At 72.7% G+C, this 20,096-nt stretch carries 14 protein-coding genes and 1 pseudogene; 9 read left to right on the top strand and 6 right to left on the bottom strand.

From position 1 onward, the window contains the following. The 4 genes and pseudogenes from groEL to ABD292_RS45005 all read left to right on the top strand — a co-directional run. Window positions 1-170: pseudogene (groEL, locus tag ABD292_RS45020) on the top strand (chaperonin GroEL); the annotation flags it as partial. Between the two features lie 51 nt (window positions 171-221). Further along, a complete protein-coding gene (locus tag ABD292_RS45015; RefSeq protein ID WP_344218853.1) occupies window positions 222-1,163 on the top strand; it encodes an aldo/keto reductase in 942 nt (313 codons plus the stop codon). Window positions 1,164-1,199: 36 nt separating this feature from the next. Further along, complete coding sequence (locus tag ABD292_RS45010; protein ID WP_344218851.1) at window positions 1,200-1,751, top strand: alpha/beta fold hydrolase; 552 nt, start codon at window positions 1,200-1,202, stop codon at window positions 1,749-1,751. Window positions 1,752-1,832: 81 nt separating this feature from the next. After that, the gene (locus ABD292_RS45005; protein WP_344218849.1) at window positions 1,833-3,113 is read left to right on the top strand and encodes an MFS transporter; all 1,281 of its coding nucleotides are present in this window, start codon (window positions 1,833-1,835) and stop codon (window positions 3,111-3,113) included. 37 nt (window positions 3,114-3,150) lie between these two features. On the opposite strand, the gene ABD292_RS45000 is transcribed toward ABD292_RS45005, so the two are convergent. The 3 genes from ABD292_RS45000 to ABD292_RS44990 all read right to left on the bottom strand — a co-directional run bounded on the left by ABD292_RS45000 (window position 3,151) and on the right by ABD292_RS44990 (window position 6,678). Continuing rightward, complete coding sequence (locus ABD292_RS45000; RefSeq protein ID WP_344218847.1) at window positions 3,151-4,368, bottom strand: aminopeptidase; 1,218 nt, start codon at window positions 4,366-4,368, stop codon at window positions 3,151-3,153. After that, the gene (locus ABD292_RS44995; protein WP_344218845.1) at window positions 4,365-5,660 is read right to left on the bottom strand and encodes an MFS transporter; all 1,296 of its coding nucleotides are present in this window, start codon (window positions 5,658-5,660) and stop codon (window positions 4,365-4,367) included. The genes ABD292_RS45000 and ABD292_RS44995 overlap by 4 nt, the downstream gene beginning before the upstream one ends. A 175-nt stretch (window positions 5,661-5,835) precedes the next feature. Next, window positions 5,836-6,678 (bottom strand): aminoglycoside adenylyltransferase domain-containing protein, encoded by an 843-nt coding sequence (locus tag ABD292_RS44990; protein ID WP_344218843.1) that lies wholly within the window; start codon window positions 6,676-6,678, stop codon window positions 5,836-5,838. Window positions 6,679-6,841: 163 nt separating this feature from the next. On the opposite strand from ABD292_RS44990, the gene ABD292_RS44985 reads away from it, so the two are divergent. Next, window positions 6,842-7,852 (top strand): MalY/PatB family protein, encoded by a 1,011-nt coding sequence (locus tag ABD292_RS44985; RefSeq protein WP_344218841.1) that lies wholly within the window; start codon window positions 6,842-6,844, stop codon window positions 7,850-7,852. A gap of 47 nt (window positions 7,853-7,899) precedes the next feature. On the opposite strand, the gene ABD292_RS44980 is transcribed toward ABD292_RS44985, so the two are convergent. After that, entirely contained in the window at window positions 7,900-11,052 is a 3,153-nt protein-coding gene (locus ABD292_RS44980) for a S41 family peptidase (RefSeq protein WP_344218839.1), read from the bottom strand. Window positions 11,053-11,205: 153 nt separating this feature from the next. Between ABD292_RS44980 and ABD292_RS44975 the strand changes: the two genes are divergently transcribed. Both ABD292_RS44975 and ABD292_RS44970 read left to right on the top strand, forming a co-directional pair. Beyond that, complete coding sequence (locus ABD292_RS44975) at window positions 11,206-11,664, top strand: hypothetical protein (protein ID WP_344218837.1); 459 nt, start codon at window positions 11,206-11,208, stop codon at window positions 11,662-11,664. A 9-nt stretch (window positions 11,665-11,673) separates the two neighbouring features. Continuing rightward, on the top strand, window positions 11,674-12,642 hold the full coding sequence (locus tag ABD292_RS44970) for a TIGR03557 family F420-dependent LLM class oxidoreductase (RefSeq protein ID WP_344218835.1): 969 nt from the start codon (window positions 11,674-11,676) through the stop codon (window positions 12,640-12,642). A 2-nt stretch (window positions 12,643-12,644) separates the two neighbouring features. Here ABD292_RS44970 and leuS read toward each other — a convergent pair whose 3' ends face one another. Continuing rightward, entirely contained in the window at window positions 12,645-15,125 is a 2,481-nt protein-coding gene (gene leuS / locus ABD292_RS44965; RefSeq protein WP_344218833.1) for a leucine--tRNA ligase, read from the bottom strand. A gap of 431 nt (window positions 15,126-15,556) precedes the next feature. On the opposite strand from leuS, the gene ABD292_RS44960 reads away from it, so the two are divergent. Next, window positions 15,557-17,599 (top strand): hypothetical protein, encoded by a 2,043-nt coding sequence (locus ABD292_RS44960; protein WP_344218831.1) that lies wholly within the window; start codon window positions 15,557-15,559, stop codon window positions 17,597-17,599. Here ABD292_RS44960 and ABD292_RS44955 read toward each other — a convergent pair. Next, window positions 17,596-18,837 carry a cytochrome P450 gene (locus ABD292_RS44955; protein ID WP_344218829.1) on the bottom strand — a complete coding sequence of 414 codons (1,242 nt, stop codon included), beginning with the start codon at window positions 18,835-18,837 and terminating at the stop codon, window positions 17,596-17,598. The two genes, ABD292_RS44960 and ABD292_RS44955, sit on opposite strands and share 4 nt — an antisense overlap. Before the next feature lie 222 nt (window positions 18,838-19,059). On the opposite strand from ABD292_RS44955, the gene ABD292_RS44950 reads away from it, so the two are divergent. After that, a complete protein-coding gene (locus ABD292_RS44950) occupies window positions 19,060-20,094 on the top strand; it encodes a methyltransferase domain-containing protein (RefSeq protein WP_344218827.1) in 1,035 nt (344 codons plus the stop codon). Window positions 20,095-20,096 lie beyond the last annotated feature (2 nt).

Below are 20,096 nucleotides of genomic sequence, written 5' to 3'. Positions count from 1 at the left end.
ACATGTTCGAGTCGGGCATCATCGACCCGGCCAAGGTGACGCGCTCCGCGCTGCAGAACGCCGCCTCCATCGCGGCGCTCTTCCTCACCACCGAGGCTGTCATCGCCGAGAAGCCCGAGAAGACCCCTGCCGCCCCGGCCATGCCGGGCGCCGGGGACATGGACTTCTGAGCAGCCTGCCGAACGCTTCCGGAGGGCCTCGACCGAAGACAGGGTGACGACATGACACTGCCCACCGCCGACCTCGGCAGGACCGGACTCCAGGTCGGCCGCCTCGGCTACGGAGCGATGGAGCTCCGCGGACCTCGGGCATGGGGCCCGCCGGTCACCGACGACCAAGCCGGCACACTGCTGAACGCCGTCCTCGACTCGGGGATGAACCTCATCGACACCTCACCGGACTACGGTGACGCCGAGGAGCACATCGGTCGCTCGATCTCCCACAGACGTGCGGAATTCGTCCTGTCCAGCAAGTGCGGCTGCCCGATGTCCGCGAGCGGCGACCCACGAGCACAGCCACCGCATGACTACACCAGGACGAACATCCGCGCCGGCGTCGAGCGGAGCCTGCGCCGCATGCGCACCGACCACCTCGACGTCCTGATGGTCCACCTGAGCCCCAGCGTCGCCGTCATGCGGAGCGAGGACACCATCGCGGAGATGCTCGCCCTCCGGGACGAAGGCACGATCCGCTTCACGGGGATGTCGGGCGAGCTGCCGCACCTTCCGGACCATCTCGCGCTGGGCGTGTTCGACGTGTACCTCGTGCCGTACTCCCCGCTGGACCTGTCCCACGGCGACCTCATCACCGCCGCCGCGGCCGCCGGTGCGGGAACGATCGCCCGCGGCTCGATCGCCCGGCCGCTCACGCCCCCGCCCGACGTCCTCCCGGAACCGATCCGTCGGCCGCTCGCCGACCTGCACGAACGGCTCACCGCCGCCCGGCTGGACGATCTGGCGGACGGAGCCTCGCCGATGGAGCTGCTGCTCCGCTTCCTGCTCGGCCATCCGGCTCTGGACGCGGTGCTCGTCGGCTCGACCCGGGTGGCGCACGTACAGGCCAATGTCGCAGCCGCCCGCAAGGGCCCGCTCCCACCGGATGTGTACGACGAGCTGCGCAAGCGCCTCGCGGAGCCATCGATCGAGTTCAAGCCGGAGGAGTGAGGGGGCCGGGATGCGAGTGGTGTTCGTCCATGGGGCGTGCGTGCGTGCGTGACGGGGCGTGGTGGTGGCATCGGGCCGCTGACGACCTGGGGAACCACGGCATCCTCAGCTCTGCTCCGCCGCTGCCGAGCTGCGGGGAGACGGGGATCGTGGCATCTGGTGTACATCGCGAGTTTCCTCCCGCAGGTGGGCGAGAGCCTGGCGTCGTTCGGCGGCGGAACGCCCGCGCCCTATCTGGACTTCGGCTCCGACGGCACCTTCGGCGTGCGCGCCGAGGTCGCCGCGCGGACGTTTCTGCAGGACTGCGACCGCGAGGCCGTGGAGCAGGCGCACGCGCGCCTGGTCCGGCAGAGCGCCGCCGTCATCGCTGCCGTCATCGCTGCCGTCATCACAGCGCCGGTCCAGGCCGCCGCCTGGCAACAGGTCCCGTCCACCTACGTCGTGTGCGCGCAGGACAACGGCATCCCCGCCGCAGTGCAGTGCGTCCAGGCCGGGCGGGCCACCCACGTGGTCGAGGTGGCGACAGGCCATCACCCCTTCCTGTCCCGGCCGAGTGTCGTCGCCAGGCTGCTCCTCGACCTCGCCTGAGCCGGGGACGGCAGTGCCGAGCCGTTCAGGTGGACCGAGGCGAGCGGTCACAAGCGGAGCCGGCTGGGTAGCGTGCCGCGGATGAGATCAACTCCGGCCTCCAAGCCGCGGCGTCGGTTCCTCACCCTCCTGATGGCCGTTCTGCTGCTCGGTGTCACCGAAGCCATGATCGGCCCTTACATCGTCCTGTTCGGCGCGGAGCGGCTCCGCTTGTCGGCACTCCAGATCGGCGTCTTCGTCTCCATGACGTCGGTGAGCGGCATGGCCGTCAGTATCCTGCTCGGCCGCCGCTACGACCGCCGGCCAGGACGGCAGCCGGCCATGCTGGCCGCGTCCCTGGCGGGTACGGGATACCTGCTGCTCCTGACCGGCCCGCCCTATCCGCTGCTGCTCCTCATCGCCGTGCTGTTCATCGGCCCGGGCAGTGCGGCGTTCCCGCAGCTGTTCGCTCTGGCCAGGAGCCACGCGGACCGGACAGCATCCGGATCAGGGGCCGGATCAGGGGCCCGCACTCCCCTGCTGCGCTCGGCGTGGTCGCTCGCCTGGGCGATCGGCCCCCTGGCGGGCGGTGCGTTGCTGGGCGGGGGCGGGTACACCGCGGTGCTCGCGGCCACCGCCGCCGGGTACTGCCTGATGGTCGTGACCGTACTCGGACTCGGCGGCGGCCCCGCGGCCTTACGGGAACCCGCCGGGACGGACAGGGGCCCGGTCGTGTCCGCGCGCGCCGCCGCGCTGCCGATCGCCGCCTTCACCCTGTTCCATACAGCGATGTTCTCGGGGGCAGTGGTGCTGCCGCTGTACGTCACCCGAGAGCTGCACGGCTCGGCCGACGCGGTCGGATGGATGTTCAGCGTCTGCGCGGCAGCCGAGATCCCCGCGGCGCTCGCCCTGCTGCTCCCCGGCCGGTGGAGCAGGCGGCGGGCGATCCTGCTCGGCATGGCGCTCATGACCGTGCACCTCGTGCTCCTGGCGACCTTCACCTCGACCGTGGCGCTGGTGCTCGTTCACCTCGCCCGAGGCGTCGCCATCGCCTTCGTGGGCGCGCTGGGCATCAGCCACATGCAGGACCTGTTCCCGCAGGCTCCCGGCCGGGCCACCACGCTGTTCGCCAACACCGCGGCAGCCGGGGCGCTGGTGTCCGGCATCGCCTCCGGCGGGATCTCCCAGGCACTCGGCTACCACGCGGCGCTGGTCTGCTGCGCCGTCGTCAGCGCCGTGGCATGGCTGCTCTTCCTGCTCGCCGGCCGTCAGTCGCCTGTCGGGAAACTGCCCGTCAAGGCACAAGAGCCGGCCGCGGCACCGGAGCCCTTCCTCGGCACCGCGGCCGACGACCGTGGGCCGACTCCCTCAGACCGGTCCTGAAGGCGACGCCCACGACACGCTCCAGGCGCGGCGCCGCTCACACCTGCCACTCGTCGTCGCGCAGCAGCTCGATCGCGCCCCTGTCCTGACCGATGCCGGTCACGGTGACCTCGGGACCGCCCACCATGAAGTCGACGTGGACGCCGGAGAGGTTGACCCCGGCCGCGTCGAGCGCGGCGGCGTCCCCGGTGCGCAGGTGTTCCGGCACGCCGGGAGGCAGCCCCGCGCCCCACGCCAGGTGGCAGGTGGCGTTCTCGTCCAGGAGCGTCTCCAGGTAGGTGACGCCCGATCGGCCGACCGGTGAGGCGCCGTCGACCAGCGCCAGCTCGCCCAGCCGGGCGGCGCCCGCGTCCGTCGCCTGGTGGGTGCGGACGACGTCCGCGCCGGTGCTCGCGCGAACCCGGCTCACCACGCCGGCGCTGAACGTCAGCTCCAGGTCCCGCACGACGGTGCCGTCGAGGGCGAGCGGGCGCGTCGCGCGGACGACGCCCTCGACCCGCCGGTAGTCGGGCGTGGTGAACACCTCCTCCGTGGGGAGGTTCGCCTGGAAGACGTGTCCGCGGACCGATTCCAGCCGTGCCGCGGTCCAGTGCGCGCCGGGCAGCAGGCCGATGGTCAGGTCGGTGCCCGGCCCCTCGAAGCGGACGGCGTCGAGGCGCATCGCGGTGAGGGTCTCGGCGCGTTCGAGCAGGTCGGCGAGGCGTTGCTGCCAGGCCGCGCGGGGGTCGGGCCGGTCCAGGCGCAGGATGGGGCGCAGGTGCTGCCACAGCCGGGCCTCGTCGGGCTCGCCGAAGACCGCCTGAGCCCATTCCGCCGTCGGGCACGGGACCATGACCCAGCGGACGAGGTTGCCGAGCTGGAGCCGCTGCCTGGACGACAGGTGCGGCATGCGGTCGCGGCCGGCCCTGACCGGGTCCTGCCCGGCGAGCAGGTCGGGTGCGGCGGCGCCGCGGATGTTGACCAGGATCCCGCAGTGGCGGGCCAGCTCCTCGTTGCGGGCGTCCAGCCAGGACGGCACCTCGTGCAGGGTCGCGGCGTCCGCGTGCCGGACCCGGGAGCGTTTGGCATGGGGGTCGAAGTACCAGATGTCGACATAGCGGGCGCCTCTGGCGTACGCCGCCTCGGTCAGGGCTCGGGCCAGCGGAGCGTGCTCGATCTCGGCGTTGATCAGCACGCGGTCGCCCTCGGCGACCGGCACGGCGACGTCGAAGACGACGTCGGCGTAGCCGGCCAGGTCGGCGGACGGGATGGTCATGACGTTCTCCTTTGGGGCGTACCGGGATGAAGGGACAGGAGCAGCGGCGCCAGGCCCGCCACGCAGGCGGCGACGGCGAACCCTTGGGACAGGCCGTGGGACTGCGCGACGGCGCCGAGCGCGAGGGCCGCGCTCAGGAAACCCAGGTCGAAGAAGGCCGTGGTGGTGGCCACGGCCGAGCCACGCTGCCCGGCGGGCACGCCGGTCACCGCCATCGTCAGGAACGCCGGGAGGCCGAGCGCCTGCCCGGCCGCCAGGACGGCCGTGGCGCACAACGCCCCTTCGACGGTGGGCCACGCCACGAACATGATCAGCCCCGCGGCGGTCAGCAGCAGCGCGGCGGTCGCCGTCCCGCGCGCGGGGGCCCGGGCGAGCGCCCGATGGCCGCCCACCCGTACGGCGAGCAGCACACAGCCGTAGACGAGGAAATGCGGGCCGCTGCCACCGCCCAGCGCGGCCAGGTGCAGCGGCAGGAAGGCGCTGAAGGCGGTGTATCCCCACACCGACGCCCAGTACGCCAGCCCCGGCACCAGCCCTGCCCGATGGACGCCGGCGCCGGATCGGCGGCGCTCGCCGGCGACGGCTCCATCACGACCGTCCCGCTCGCCGGCGGCGGCTCCACCACGACCGTCCCGCTCGCCGACGGCGGCTCCACCACGACCGTCCCGCTCGCCGACGGCGGCTCCACCACGACCGTCCCGCTCGCCGACGGCGGCTCCACCACGACCGTCCCGGCCGCCGGCGACGGCTCCGTCGCGGCCGTCCCGGTCGCCGGTCAGGAACAGGCAGGCGGCGAAGGCGAGGGCGGCCACGGCGGCCGACGCCGCCCACACGGCCCGCGGGCCGGCCAGTGCGGCGACCGCCGCGGCGATCGGCGCGCCGGCGAGCAGGCCCGCGTTGACCGCGACGGAGAAGCCATTGAGCGCCGCGCCCGGACGGTCGTGGTCACTGGCCGCGGCCGCCAGGCCGACGTACGTCAGGGCCTCGCCGACGCCCGCGACGGCGCGGCAGGCCAGGAACGACGGCATGCCGTCCGTCCACGGCACGGCCCCGGACGTGAGCGCCAGCAGCGCGGCGCCGGTCGCCGCGGCGAACCTCCTGCTGCGCCGGTCCGCCAGCCGTCCCGCGAGAGGCCTGGCGAGCACCGCGCACACCGCCGTGACCGCCAGGCAGCCGCCGACCGCGGCGGGACCCTGCCCGAGGACACCGGTGACGTGGGCGGGGATGGCGGGGATGAGCAGGCCGAGCGACAGGAAACACCCGCCTGCGCAGAACAGCAGGAGGCGCGTCATCGCTCTTCGTCGGGTTCCAGGAGCGGCGCGGTCGCCCGCCCGGTCAGCTCGGGGCCCACGGACGGGCGCTGGAGCTGGTGTGGAGGGTGGCCGGCCGAGGTGACCCAATTTCCCAAGGCATGTTGGGATAGTAGCTTTCCCAACATCTGTTGGAAAGGTCGCCGCGCGAAACGTCCTACCGCGCCACGTACAGCGCGTGCGCGGCCTCGATCGCCTCACCGGCGAAGGCCAGCACGTCCCTGCGACGGTCGAAGGGCGAGCCGTACAGCGACCGCCGGGGTGTCCCGAAGTGCTCGCCGAGCCCCGAAAGCAGGCCGCCGAACGTCGGCCGCGCGTCGTCCTCCTCGCGCAGCCTCAGCGCCTCGCGCACCACGCGCTGCCAGCGCTCCGGGAAGGCCGCCAGCGCGTGCCGGGCCGCGCCCGTCTTCGAGGTCACCTCGCCGGTGGCCAGCGTGTAGTGCAGCCGGGAGACCCCGGTGACGATCCAGACGGTCGCGTACCCGCCGAGCGCCGCGAGCCCCCAGGGGCGCACCGGGCTGGCCGCCCGGCTCACCAGGCGGCGCCAGTAGCGGTCGAGGTTGTCGTCGGTCCACGCCGCGAGCACGTCTGGATCGCTCCAGATGTCGAACTCGCCCGGCTTGGGACCACGGCAGGTGACGCCGTGCCGCGCGAGGGTGTGCCAGGTGACCGGATTGACGCCGCGGCGCGGCTCGAACCGGCCGGCCTGCGCCCCGGGCCGGACGTCCAGGTCGCAGGGGTTGCCGCGGAGGTCGTCCCAGGTGAGGTAGACGCCCTCGAACGGGTGGGCGCCGAGGCTCGTGTGGATGTGGGCGAGCACCTCGACGGGCGGGGGCGCCGCGGTCACGGCCACGAAGTCCACGTCGCTCGTGGCGGGGTGGTAGTCGTCGAGGGCCGCCGAGCCCTCCAGATAGAGCCCTTCGATCAGGCCGGGAGCCGCCGCGTCGGCCAGCGACAGGTACGTCTCGACGATCGCCTCGATCTTCGGGTGGGGGGTCATGGCCGCCCAGCCTGCCACAGGTCGCGACACCACCTCAGGACAATGCAAATCCTAGAATGCCTAGGTGAACAAGGCATACAGCATTGAAGACCTCAAAGCACGGAACGACGGCTTCAAATGGTCGAAAGCTGAGGCCGGAGTCATCCCAGCCTGGATCGCCGACATGGACCTGCCCACCGCCCCGGCGGTCATCGAGGCCCTGCACCGGCGCGCCGACGGCGACCTCGGCTACCCGACCTGGCTGGACCAGCCGAACGCGGGCCCGCTGGCGGAGGCGTTCGGCGAGCGGATGGCCGCCCGCCACGGCTGGTCCCCCGACATCTCCCACGTCCGCGCCTTCTCCGACGTCAACCAGGCGCTCCAGGTGCTGCTGCACCTGTGGACCCGGCCGGGCGACGGCGTGGCCCTGCACACCCCCGCCTACCACCCGTTCCTCGGCACGATGGAGGTCATGGAGCGGCCGGTGCGCCCGATCCAGGCCGAGCCGGACGGCGACTCGTGGCGCTTCGCCATCCCCGACCTGACGGGCTGCCGGGTGCTCCTGCTGATCAACCCGCACAATCCGACCGGCCGCGTGCTCACCCGCGCGGAGCTGGAGGAGCTGGCCGAGCTGGCCGAGCGTCACGACCTGCTCGTCATCGCCGACGAGATCCACGCCGACCTGACCTTCGCGCCGCACCGGCACATCCCGTTCGCCACGATCGCCCCCCATCGTACGGTGACGCTCACCTCCGCCACCAAGGCGTTCAACCTGGGCGGCATCCGCTGCTCGGTCGCCCACCTCGGTCATGACGGCGTGCGCAAGGCGCTGGAGGCGCAGCCGCCCTTCCTGTTCGGCTCGGCGAGCCTGTTCGGCGTCGAGGCGACGGTCGCCGCCTGGCGGCACGGGGACGCCTGGCTGGAGGAGGTCCGGACGCTGCTGGACCGCAACCGGCGGGCCATCGCCGAACGGCTGCCGGCGACGTTCGGCTACCGGATGCCGGAGGCCACGTACCTGGCCTGGCTGCACACGGGACGGACCGGGATGGCGGAGGTCGTCGAACGCGAGGCCAAGGTCATGCTCTCGGACGGGGCCGCGTTCGGGCCGGGCGGCGCGGAGTACGTACGGCTGAACTTCGCCACCTCCGAGCCCGTCCTCGCCGAGATCCTGGACCGGCTGTCCCGCCTGGCCTGATCCCCGGCGACCGGCCCGCCTCGGAAGGAGGCGGGCCGGGCAGACGGTCAGGCCAGGGGCGGGAGCTCCGGCGGGGTGGCGGCGGGGTGCTCGTCGAGCGCGGCGAGCGCCAGCTCGACCGCCCGGTCGAGCTGCGGGTCCCGCCCGGCGACCCGGTCCTGCGGCGTGGTGACCACCTCGACGTCGGGATCGACGCCGTGGTTCTCCACCCCCCAGCCGTGCCCCTCCAGCCAGAACGAGTACCGCGGCTGGGTGACCCGGGTGCCGTCCACGAGCTGGTAGCGGCTGTCGATGCCGATCACGCCGCCCCACGTACGGGTACCGACGAGCGGCCCGAGGCCGCGGATCTTGATCCCGGCGCTGACGATGTCGCCGTCGGAGCCGGCGAACTCGTCGGTGACGGCCACGACCGGGCCGCGCGGCGAGTCGACCGGGTAGCGGCTCGGCTCGAACCCGCGGGCCCGCACCCAGCCGGTGACCTTGCGGCTGAGCTTCTCCAGCACCAGCTCGGACAGGTGCCCGCCGCCGTTGTCCCGCAGGTCCACGACGAGCCCGTCATAGGACATCTCGGTACGCAGGTCGCGGTGGAACTGCGCCCATCCCGAGGCCACCATGTCCGGCACGTGCAGGTAGCCGAGCCGGCCGCCGGAGAGCTCCCGTACGCGAGCCCGGCAGCTCTCCACCCAGTCGTGGTAGCGCAGCGCGGTCTCGTCGGCGAGGGGGCTCACCACGACCCGGCGGGTCTCGCCGCCGGAGCCCGGCCGTACGGTCAGCTCCACCGGGTGGTTGGCGGTGCCGGCGAGCAGGGCGAGCGGGCCGCGTACCGGATCGACCGGACGCCCGCCGACGGCGACGATGGCGTCTCCGGGGCGGACGGCGACGCCGGGGGCGAGCAGCGGCGAGCGGGCCTCGTGGTCGGAGGACTCGCCGGCGAGGATGCGCTCGACCCGCCACACGCCGTCGGCGTCCTTGGCGAGGTCGGCGCCGAGCAGGCCCTGGCGGCGGCGCGGGTCGGAGCCGCCGGCGGGTGGGCTGGCGTAGGCGTGGGAGGTGCCGAGCTCGCCCTGGACCTCCCAGAGCAGGTCGATCAGCTCGGTGTGGGCGCCGAGGCGCTCGACCAGCGGCGCGTAACGGTCGAGCACGGCCTGCCAGTCGACGCCGTTCATGTCCTCGCGCCAGTAGTGGTCGCGCATGAGCCGGCCGGCCTCGCGGTAGCCCTGCCGCCACTCGGCGACGGGGTCGAGCTGCACCGTGATCCGGTCGAGGTCGATGGTGACGACCTCGTCGCCCTCGCTCGCGGCGCGGGTCTGCAGGCCGTTCTTGCCGTGGACGACCAGGCGGGTGCCGTCGCCGCTAACCTCGAACGAGCGGATCTCCCTGCCGAGCTCGCCCTTGGCGCGCTTCTTCAGGTCGTAGCGCTCCAGCACGATCTCGTGGGGCGCGTCGCTGCCGTCGCCGAGCTGCCCGGCGAGCGGGTGGCGCAGCCACAGCAGGGCGTCCTTGGCGGTGCGCAGGTTGCCGTAGCGGCCGGCGGGCACCGGTACGGGCACGACGCGCGAGCCGAGCCCCTCGGGGTCCACCTCGGTCCGCGGCGGCGTGTCGTCCTTGGCGGACTTGTCGTCCTTGCCGGGCTTGTCGTCCTCGCCGTTGAAGCCGCGGCCCTGGAGCGAGGGGTCGAACGGCGAGGGCGTGTCCGCCTTCAACGGCACCAGGTACGGCCGGCACGCCTGTGGGAACGACATGTCGAAGACGTGCGCGTCGTAGACGGGATCGAAGGTGCGCATCGACAGGAAGGCCAGATGCTTGCCGTCCCGGGTGAACATCGGGTCGTAGTCGGCGAAGCGCACCGGCGTCACGTCGATCACGGAGGTTCCGTCCACGCGGCCCATCCTGATCTGCGACAGCGGCTCCTGGTGCGGATGGACCCAGGCCAGCCAGGAGGAGTCGGGCGAGAACGTCAGCCCGCTGAGGTCGCCGTACGAGGTGCGGTCCAGCTCGCGCAGGGCGCCCGACTCCAGGTCCACGACCAGCAGCCGCCCGTCGTGGGTGGCCACGGCCGCGTGCTTGCCGTCGGGGGCCGCCTCCAGCTCCAAGACCCGCCCGAGCTGCCCGGCCGCCAGCGTACGGACCTCGCCGCCGGGCGTGCCGATCTCCAGCCCGTCCTCGCCGCTCGCGTCGGAGACCCAGATGGCGTGGCCGTCGGCGTTCAGCACGCGCGGCAGCCGTACGCGGACGCCGGGCTCGGCGCGCAGCGTGCCGGCGGGGCCGTCGCGGTGGGCGACCCAGTGGGCGGTGCCGCGGACCTCGACGGCGCTGGCCCGGCCGGTGGCATCGGGCGCGTACGAGCCGACCCGCAGCGGCGCCGGCCGCCTGGCCCGGCCGGGACGCGGCCCGCCGAGCCGGATGTCGAGCGGGCGCGGCTCGGCGTCCAGGCTCTCCAGCAGCCACAGGTCACCGGCGTGGCTGTAGACGATCCGCGTGCCGTCGCCCGTGGCGTGCCGGGCGTAGAACTCCTCGTGCGCGGTGTGCCGGCGCAGGTCGGAGCCGTCGGGCAGGGCGGAGTAGAGGTTGCCGACGCCGTCGGGGTCGGCGAGGAAGACCAGCCGGTCGCCGATCCAGTTGACCGCCCAGTGCTGGGCGGGGTTGTCGGCGAACAGCCGGGCGAACTCGCCGTCGCCGTTCGCGTCCACCCAGATCTTGGCGGCCGTGCCGCCCCGGTAGCGCTTCCACTGTGACGGCTCGCGCCAGATGGGCGAGACGGTGGCGACCCGCTCGCCGGAGACCGCGACCTCGCTGACCCAGCCGTACGGCAGCCGCTCGGCCGGCCCGGCGTCGAGCGGCACCGCGTAGGCCCAGGTCCGGCTGCGCGAGCCCTCCCCGGTCGAGCTGACGGCGAGGACCCGCCCGTCGTCGCTCCAGCCGCATACCCGGGTCTTGGCGCTGCCCCAGAAGGTCAGCCGCTCGCCCTCGGGTCCGTCGATCTCGGCCGCGAACACCTCGGGCGCGCCTTCCCTGCCGCCGGTCCACGCGATGCGGGTGCCGTCGGGCGAGAAGCGCGGCTCGCTCACGGGCACGCGGTCGGCGGTGAAGCGCCAGGCGCGTCCGCCGCTGAGGGGGGCGATCCAGATGTCGTCGTCGGCGACGAAGGTGACCAGGTCACCGTGGAGATGCGGATATCTGAGGTATGCGCCATTTGTCACATCTGAACACTAGTGCGCGACACCAAACCCGGCCCAAGAATTCTCCTCCTGGCGGACCGACTGTGTACGGGGAATGCCAAGAACGGGGTGTTCGGCACCCGCGAGGGCAGGTGGGCGAGCAACCAGATCACGGACTGGATCACGGAGGGGAACATGAGGATCTTCGCCCGCACCCACCAGCTTCCGCCACGGCTGGCGGCCGCCGCCATCATGCTGCACTCGGGAGCCGACATGATCGGCGCCGACGAGGAGCGGGCGAGCGGCCTGCACGGCATGGCGACCGGCGCCTACCCCTTCCTCGGCGCGATGGAGCCCGTGCAGTTCACCCGCCTGCTGTCGCGGGCCGAGCTCGCGCTCGGGGCCGCGCTGGCGCTGCCGTTCGTGCCGTCGCTGGTGGCCGGGGCGGCGCTGACCGGGTTCGCGGGCGGGCTGGTGGGGCTCTACCTCCTGACGCCGGGCATGCGCCGCGAGGGCAGCCTCCGGCCGACGCAGCAGGGCCTCGGCGTGGCCAAGGACGTCTGGCTGCTCGGCATCGGCCTGGGGCTGGTCCTGGAGGAGCTGGCCAAGCGAGGATGTCGACACCCTGGCACTAAAGCGGACATACACGGGTAGTCCCGACGCATGGTACAGATCGGCTACACCCTGATGTCGGAACAGACACCGGCCCGCGAGCTGGTCGACTATGCCGCGGCGGCCGAGCGGATCGGCTTCGACTACGCCGTCATCTCCGACCACTACTTCCCATGGGTGGAGGAAATGGGGCACTCGCCCTACTGCTGGTCGGTGCTCGGCGCCGTCGCCCAGGTCACCGAGCGCATCCCGCTCATGACGTACGTGACCTGCCCCATCATGCGCTACCACCCGGCCGTGGTGGCCCAGAAGGCGGCGACGATGGGCGTGCTCAGCGAGGGCAGGTTCACCCTCGGGCTCGGCGCGGGCGAGAACCTCAACGAGCACGTCATCGGCGAGGGATGGCCGCCCGTCGACACCCGGCACCGGATGTTCGCCGAGGCCGTACAGATCATCAAGGAGCTGTTCGGCGGCGGCTACGTCACCTACCAGGGCGAGTTCTTCGACGTCGACTCGGCCAAACTCTACGACCTGCCCGACCGGCCGGTGCCGATCGGCATCGCCGCCTCGGGCGGGCAGTCGGCCGACCTGGCCGCCGAGCTCGCCGACGCGCTCGTCATCAACGACCCGATGCCGCAGGTCGTCGAGCACTTCAACGCCGCGGGCGGCCAGGGCAAGCCGGTCTACGGCCAGCTCGCCCTCTCCTACGGCACCGACGCCGAGGCCGCCAAGCAGCGCGCCCACAAGCTGTGGCGCTGGTCGGCCGTGGGCGGCTGGAAGGTCATGGCCGAGCTGCCAGGACCGGTCAACTTCGCCGCGGCGGCCACCACGGTCCGGCCCGACGACGTCGCCCAGAGCGTGCCGTGCGGCGACGACGTGGACGCCGTCGTGCGACGCGTCAAGAAGTTCGCCGACGCCGGCTACACCCACGTGGCGCTCGTGCAGGTCGGTCACGACCAGCAGGAGCCCTTCTTCGACTGGGCCGAGAAGGAGCTCCTGCCGGCGCTCAGGTCCCTCTAGAGCTAGGGGACGATGTTGACCAGCTTGGGCGCGCGGACGATGACCTTGCGCGGCATGCCGGACAGGTAGGCCGAGACCTTCTCCGAGGCCAGGGCCAGGGCCCGCAGGTCCTCCTCGGAGATGCCCGGCGGCACCTCCAGGCGGTCACGGACCTTGCCCGCCACCTGCACCACGCAGGTGACCGACTCCTGCACCAGCAGCGCCGGGTCGGCCACCGGCCAGCCGGCGAAGGCCACGGGACCGGTGCGGCCCAGCCGCTCCCAGCCCTCCTCGGCGGTGTAGGGGGCCACCAGGGACAGCATGACCGCCAGCGTCTCGGCGGCCTCGCGGACGGCCGGGTCGGCGGGGCCGGGGCCCGAGTCGATCGCCTTGCGCGCCGCGGAGGTCAGCTCCATCATGCGCGCCACCGCCACGTTGAAGCGGTAGGAGTCGAGCAGCTTGGTGACCTCGTCGATCGTGTGGTGCACGACCTTGCGCAGCTCGGCGTCGCCGGCCTCGACCGGGGTGCCGGGCTCGCTGGTGACCTCGGACATCACGCGCAGCGCGCGGGCCAGGAACTTCTGCGAGGCCAGCGGCGAGAGGTCGGCCCAGTCGATGTCGTCCTCGGGCGGGCCGGCGAAGATCATGGTCAGGCGCACCGCGTCGACGCCGTAGGCGTCGATCTGCTGGCCCAGGTCGACGCCGTTGCCCAGCGACTTGGACATGGCCTTGCCGCCGTTGATCACCTGGCCCTGGTTGAGCATGCGCCTGAAGGGCTCGGTGAAGTCCACCATGCCCATGTCGTGCAGGACCTTGGTGAAGAAGCGCGAGTAGAGCAGGTGCAGCACGGCGTGCTCGATGCCGCCGACGTACTGGTCGACCGGGCCCCACTTGCGCACCTGCTCGACGTCGAACGGGCCGTCGGTGTAGCCGGGCGAGCAGTAACGCAGGAAGTACCAGGACGAGTCGACGAAGGTGTCCATCGTGTCGGTGTCGCGCTGGGCCCGGCCGCCGCACTTGGGGCAGGAGACGTTGACCCACTCGGCGGCGGAGGCCAGCGGGGCCACGCCCTTGGGCGCCAGCGCCTCGCCGCGCAGGTCGGGCAGCGTGACGGGGAGCTGGTCGTCGGGGACCGGGACCTCGCCGCAGTCGGGGCAGTGGATGATCGGGATCGGCGTGCCCCAGTAGCGCTGGCGGGACAGCAGCCAGTCGCGCAGCCGGTAGTTGACCGCGCCGGTGCCCCTGCCCTCCTTCTCCAGCAGCTCGATGATCCGGGAGATGCCCTCGGCCTTGGTCAGGCCGTCGAGCGGGCCGGAGTTGACCAGCGTGCCCTCGCCGGGCGTGGCCACGCCGGTCTCGCCCGGGTCGGCCAGGCCGGTGTGCACGACGACCTTGACCGGCAGGTCGAACTTGCGCGCGAAGTCGAGGTCGCGCTGGTCGTGGGCGGGCACCGCCATGATGGCGCCGTGGCCGTAGTCGGACAGCACGTAGTCGGCCGCCCAGACCGGGATGCGCTCGCCGTTGACCGGGTTGATCGCGTAGCGGCCCAGGAAGACGCCGGTTTTCTCCTTGTCGGTGGCCAGGCGCTCGATGTCGCTCAGCCGGGCGACCTCGGCGCGGTAGGCCTCGAACGCGGGCCGCTGCTCGTCGGTGACGATCTCGTCGGCCAGCGCGGCGTCGGCGGCGACGACGAAGAACGTGGCGCCGAACAGGGTGTCGGGGCGCGTGGTGTAGACCTGGACCGGCTCCTCGCGGCCCTCGATCTCGAACAATACGTCGGCGCCCTCGGAACGGCCGATCCAGTTGCGCTGCATGGTCAGCAGCCGCTCGGGCCAGCCGTGGAGCTGGTCCATGTCGTCCAGCAGCCGCTGCGCGTAGTCAGTGATCTTGAAGTACCACTGGGTCAGCTCGCGGCGGATGACGTCGGCGCCGCAGCGCTCGCACTTGCCGGCCACGACCTGCTCGTTGGCCAGCACCGTCTGGTCGTTGGGGCACCAGTTGACCAGGCCGCCCTTGCGGTAGGCCAGGCCGCGCTCGAAGAAGCGGATGAACAGCCACTGGTTCCAGCGGTAGTAGTCGGGGTCGCTGGTGTGCAGGCGGCGCGACCAGTCGAAGGACAGCGCGTAGCGCTTGAACGAGTTGGCCTGCGTGTCGATGTTGGCGTAGGTCCACTCCGCCGGGTGCGCGTTGCGCTTGATCGCGGCGTTCTCGGCGGGCAGGCCGAAGGAGTCCCAGCCGATGGGGTGCAGCACGTTGTAGCCCTGCTGCATCCAGTAGCGCGACACGACGTCGCCGAGCCCGAACGCCTCGGCGTGGCCCATGTGCAGGTCGCCCGAGGGGTAGGGGAACATGTCGAGCATGTAGCGCCGCTCGCGGGGGTCGGCGGGGTCTTCGCTCGCCCGGTAGGGCTCCTGCTCCTCCCAGCGCTGCAACCACTTGGCCTGCAGTGCCTGCGGGTCGTACTCACTCACGGCTACTGTCCTTCTGGATTGACTCGGACCCATAAGAAAACCCCCCGTGCACAACGAGGGGTAGCCGCGACGGCGAGATCTCAGGGCCGTCGCGGCCCGCTAAGAAGCAGGGTCGCGGAACGCATGTGTCAAGCCTAGCGCACCTCTTCGGCTGAATGCAGGCAGACGATCGGCGGCCCCAGGCACAATGGACGCTTCAGGGTTGACGAGACCCGATGGTGATGTATCCGTTGTGACCTCATTCGTCCCAGAAGATTACCCTTGTCGCCGTGGTATACCCAGCTGAGCGCGATCGACCGGAGGACGGCCTGCCCATGCAGGACCCGCCCACCGATCCGCATGGCTTCGCTCGTTTCGCTGCGGAACCACCCTCATCTCCTGGAAAATCCCATGAGATCATGCCTGGTACGTCAAATCCGGATATAAGGGTTGATCCGGACAGAACTTCGGGAGGACCGGCAGACATGGCAACGGATAACTCCGGACCACACCTGCCCCCATCCTGGCCGGAGGCGCCGCGCAGGGAACCATCCTCGTGGGCCAGCACGCCCTCCGAGCAGGACTCCTCCCCCTCCTGGGCGGGAACGCCCGCGGCCGAGGTGCCCATGTCGTGGCCGGAGACGCCGCGGCAGGCCGGTCACGACCCCGCCTGGCCCGAGCCCCCGCGCCCCGAGAGCTCCTGGCCGGAGCCGCCCCGCCCGTCCCGCGGCGGCCCAGCGAACGGCCCCGTGAACGGCCCCGCGAACGGCGCAGGTCACGGCGCCGGCAACGGCGCGGCGAACGGGAACGGTCCGAGGAACGGCGGCGCGAACGGCAACGGCCCGCGGAACGGCGGGCCGAACGGCGCTGCCGGCGATGGCCGCCGCGCGGACGCCCCGGGCTCCTACGGCGCGCAGGACCCCGGCCCGTCCTGGCCCGAGCCGCCCCGCCCGGACGCCGGCTGGCCCGAGCCGCCGCGCAAGGACGGCGGCGCTCCGGCGTGGGCCGGCGAGCGCGGCAACGGCCGTCCTCCCGCGCCCGGCCAACTGCCGAACTCCGGCCCCAACGGCATGTCCGACCCCATGACCTCCGGTCCCAACGGCATGCCCGACCCGATGAACGCCGGGCCCGGCCGCATGTCCGACCCCACCAGCTCCGGGCCCGGCCGCATGTCCGACCCGATGAACGCCGGCCCCGGCCGTATGCCCGAGCCGGCGTTCGACGCGGCGCCGCATCGGGTGCCCGACCCGGTGCCCGCCTGGCAGCAGCCGCCGACGCCCTCCCCCGGCGCGTGGGCCAACCTGTCCACGCCGGCGCCCTGGCCGCCCCGCCCCCCGGAGCCCGTCGAGGCGCCCGAACCGCGCCCGTTCGACAACGCCCCGGCTGCGGCCCCGTTCGACGGCGCCCCGGTCGCGTCGGCCCCGGTCGCGTACGACGGCGCACCGGCCGCCTCCGCGCCGGTCTCGTTCGGGCAGGCCGCCGCCGCGCCCGCCGGGACCCTGCCGCACGAGGGCCCGTCCGGGCCGCACGGCCCGCCGCCGCAGCCGTCCGAGGAGCGCACGATCACCTACGGCCGCCCTGGCGAGACCCACATCGGCGCCCCGCCGGCGCCTCCCGGCGAGCACGGGCAGCCTCCCCAGCAGGGGTCACGCGCCGGCTCCAACCTGAGCCGCGACCCCTCCGACCCGGAGAACAGGTTCGTGACCGCGGGCCAGATCAGCGGCTCGCGCACCCCGCCCCCCGAGCGTCAGCAGGAGCTCTGGAACACCGTCTTCGGCGACAACTACGAGGCGACGGGCGGACGCGACCCGCTGGACGACGACGACGAGGGCAAGCCGATCTGGATCTACGCCCTCGGCGGCTCCGTGGCGATCGCGCTGGTGGCCGCGCTGCTGTGGGCGTTCCTGGCGGGGCCGCTGGCCGGCGAGGAGGCGGCGAGCACCGCCGCCGCCGGTCCCACGACCTCGCAGAAGCCGAGCGCGACCAAGGCCGGCACCTCGATCGGCCCGCTGCCGAAGTATCCCGGCAAGGCCTCGCCGGTGATCGGCCGGGTGCCCGACCAGGCGGCCGGGATCTCCGTCCCGCGCCTCGGCGGCACCTGGCAGCTCGACCAGCGCGCGACGGTCAAGGCGACCTACGGCTACGACACCCGCCAGTACGTCCCGATCAACGAGGACAAGTCGGCCATGGTCATGTCGGGGCCGCTGCCGGAGCGGCTGGCGTCGTACTACGACCAGGACGACCTGGAGCCGGTGATCAAGCAGGTCGTGCTGGACGCCAGGAAGCGGTTCTTCCCGTCCGACAACAAGGTACGCAAGGTCGCCCAGCAGGCGATCAAGGTGGGCGACAAGACCGGGCGGCTGATCGCGTACTCGCTGACGTCGGGCACCGACAAGGCCACGATCGTGACGATGGCGGTCAACACCGGCGGCAGCGTGCCCGCCATCGTCTTCGTGTCGATCCCGGCCGAGAGCAAGCAGCTCCTGCCCGACATCCGGGTGGTGATGAACCAGCTCAGGCTGGGCTAGAAGCGGCACTCCATGTGCTTGATGCCGTTGATGAACGAGGAGTGCAGCCGGTCCGGCTCGCCGCCCTCGATCTGGGGCACCCGGCGCAGCAGCTCGCGGAACATCACCGTGATCTCGCGCCGGGCCAGGTGCGCGCCCAGGCAGAAGTGGGGCCCCGGCCCGCCGAAGCCGACGTGCGGGTTGGGGTGGCGGGTGACGTCGAAGCGGTACGGGTCCTCGAACACCGCCTCGTCCCGGTTCGCCGCCCAGTAGAACAGGACGGCCTTCTCGCCCTCGCGGTAGAGGTGGCCGTTCATCTCGAAGTCGCGGGTGACCTTGCGGCGCATGAAGTTGACCGGCGAGGCCAGCCGGACGATCTCCTCGACGGCCGAGGGCGCGCGCCCGTCGAGGTCCTCCAGCCACCGGGCGCGCTGGTCGGGGTTCCTGGTCAGCAGGTGCAGGCCGTGGGAGATGGCGTTGCGGGTCGTCTCGTTGCCCGCCACGACGAGCAGGATGAAGAACGAGCCCAGCTCCTGCAGGGTCAGCCGCTCGCCGTCGATGTTGGCGTTGACCAGTGACGAGGTGAGGTCGCCCGTCGGGTTCTCGCTGCGGTGGGCGGCGAGGTCCTGGACGAGCTGCTGCAGCTCCATGCCGGCGGTGAGCAGGCGGGTGGCGATCTGTTCGAGGTCGCCGCCGGTGTACTCGGGGTCGAAGCCGCCGAGGATGACGTTCGAGCGGTCGAAGACGTAGGTGTAGTCCCGCTCGGGGATGCCCATCATGTCGCAGATGATCTTCAGGGGGAGCCGGGCGGCCACCTCGGTGACGAAGTCGACACCGGGGCCCTTGGCCAGCAGGTCGTCCACGATGGTGGTGGCCGCCGACTCGACGTCCGCCTCGAACTGCTTGATCATCTTGGGGGTGAACGCCCGCGAGACGATCCTGCGCAGCCGGGCGTGGCGCGGATCGTCCATGTTGATCATCGAGCCGAAGTACTCGGTGAACTCGCTCGGCATGTCGGGGATGTTGGTCGCGCCGCCGTCGCCCGAGCAGAAGACCTCCGGGTTGCGGCTGGCCTCCAGGATGTCGGCGTGCTTGACCAGCGCGTAGTAGCCGGGTCCCTTGGGGGCGACGCCGACGTCCATCTCCTCGAAGAACGCGGGGGTCTCACGGGCACGCAGCCGGTCGAAGGCCTGCTCGCGCTCCTCCATGGGCCTGGCCCAGAAGTCGCGGTCCGACAGGTCGAAGTCGAGGACGCTCATGAGGCAATCATTGGAAAAGCAGGCACTTACGTCAATGGTTCTGACGTACACCGTACGTACGTGATCAACCGGGCCTCGCCCTGGGGCTAGAATGACCGCCATGTACGCGTTCTTCTTCGCCCTCGGCTAGCGATCCGCCGGCGGGTCGCGGAGCACCCACCGCCGGCGATGCGGGACGGCTGACTCAGCGCCGTCCCGGGTCGCGACGTGGGAGAAGGACACGTGCATACTTTTGCCGTGGCCAGGGCGGTGCACGGCATCGAGCCCCTGGTGGCCACGGAGATCCGGCGTTCCGGCGCGGGCGTGGTGCGGGAGCTGCGCCATCGCGAGGTGTGGTTCGAGACCCCGGGCACAGCGGGCCTGCCGGCGCTGCGGACGGCCGACGACGTGCTGCTGGCCGCCGCCGTGGTGGACGGGATCGGGCGGGATCGCTCCGCCCTGTGGCGGCTCGCCCGGGCCGCGCGCGAGCTGGACCCCGGGCCGCTGCCGGCGCCCGGCCCGGCCGGGGTGGAGGTGTCGGCGTCGTTCGTGGGCCGGCGCAACTACACCAGGTACGACGTCGAGGACGCGGTGGGGGCCGAGCTGGCGCGGCCGGCGCGGGTGCCGTACCACTCGCGGCGGGACGGCGCGCGGCCGCCCGGCGAGGCGACGGCCTGGCGGGTCACCATCGAGGGCGAGCGCGCGGTGATCGCGGTACGGCCGGCCCGGCGTCCGCTGCACCGGCGCGCCTACAAGACGGTCTCCGTCCGCGGCACCCTGCACCCGCCGCTGGCCGCCGCCATGGGGCAGCTCGCCGACCTGGCGGGTCTCTCCGCCGGTGCGGGGACGGTGCTGGACCCGTGCTGCGGCGCGGGCACGACGCTGATCGAGGCGCGCGCGTTCGCGCCGGGAGCCCGCTTCCTGGGCTTCGACCACGCGCCCGACGCGCTCGCCGCCGCCAGGGCCAACGCGGGGGGCGGCGGTGGAGCGTTCATCTGGGCGCGCGCCGACGGCGGCCGCGTCCCCGTACGGGACGGGGCGGCCGACCGGGTGCTGGTCAACCCGCCGTGGGGCCGCCAGGTGCCGCCCCTGGGGCTGCTCGCCGGCGGGCTCGGCCCGCTGTGGCGGGAGGTGCGGCGGGTGCTGGCCGACGACGGGCTCGCGGTGGCGCTGATCCACGACGACGGGCCGCCGCGCGGGTTCGCCGTGGAGCGGGCCGTACGGGTGAGCCTGTCGGGGCGGCACCCCCTGATCGCGGTGCTCAGGAAGGAGGAGTAGGG

The organism is Nonomuraea bangladeshensis (assembly GCF_039529455.1).
Lineage (GTDB): Bacteria > Actinomycetota > Actinomycetes > Streptosporangiales > Streptosporangiaceae > Nonomuraea > Nonomuraea bangladeshensis.
This window is presented reverse-complemented; position numbering and strand designations above follow the sequence as displayed.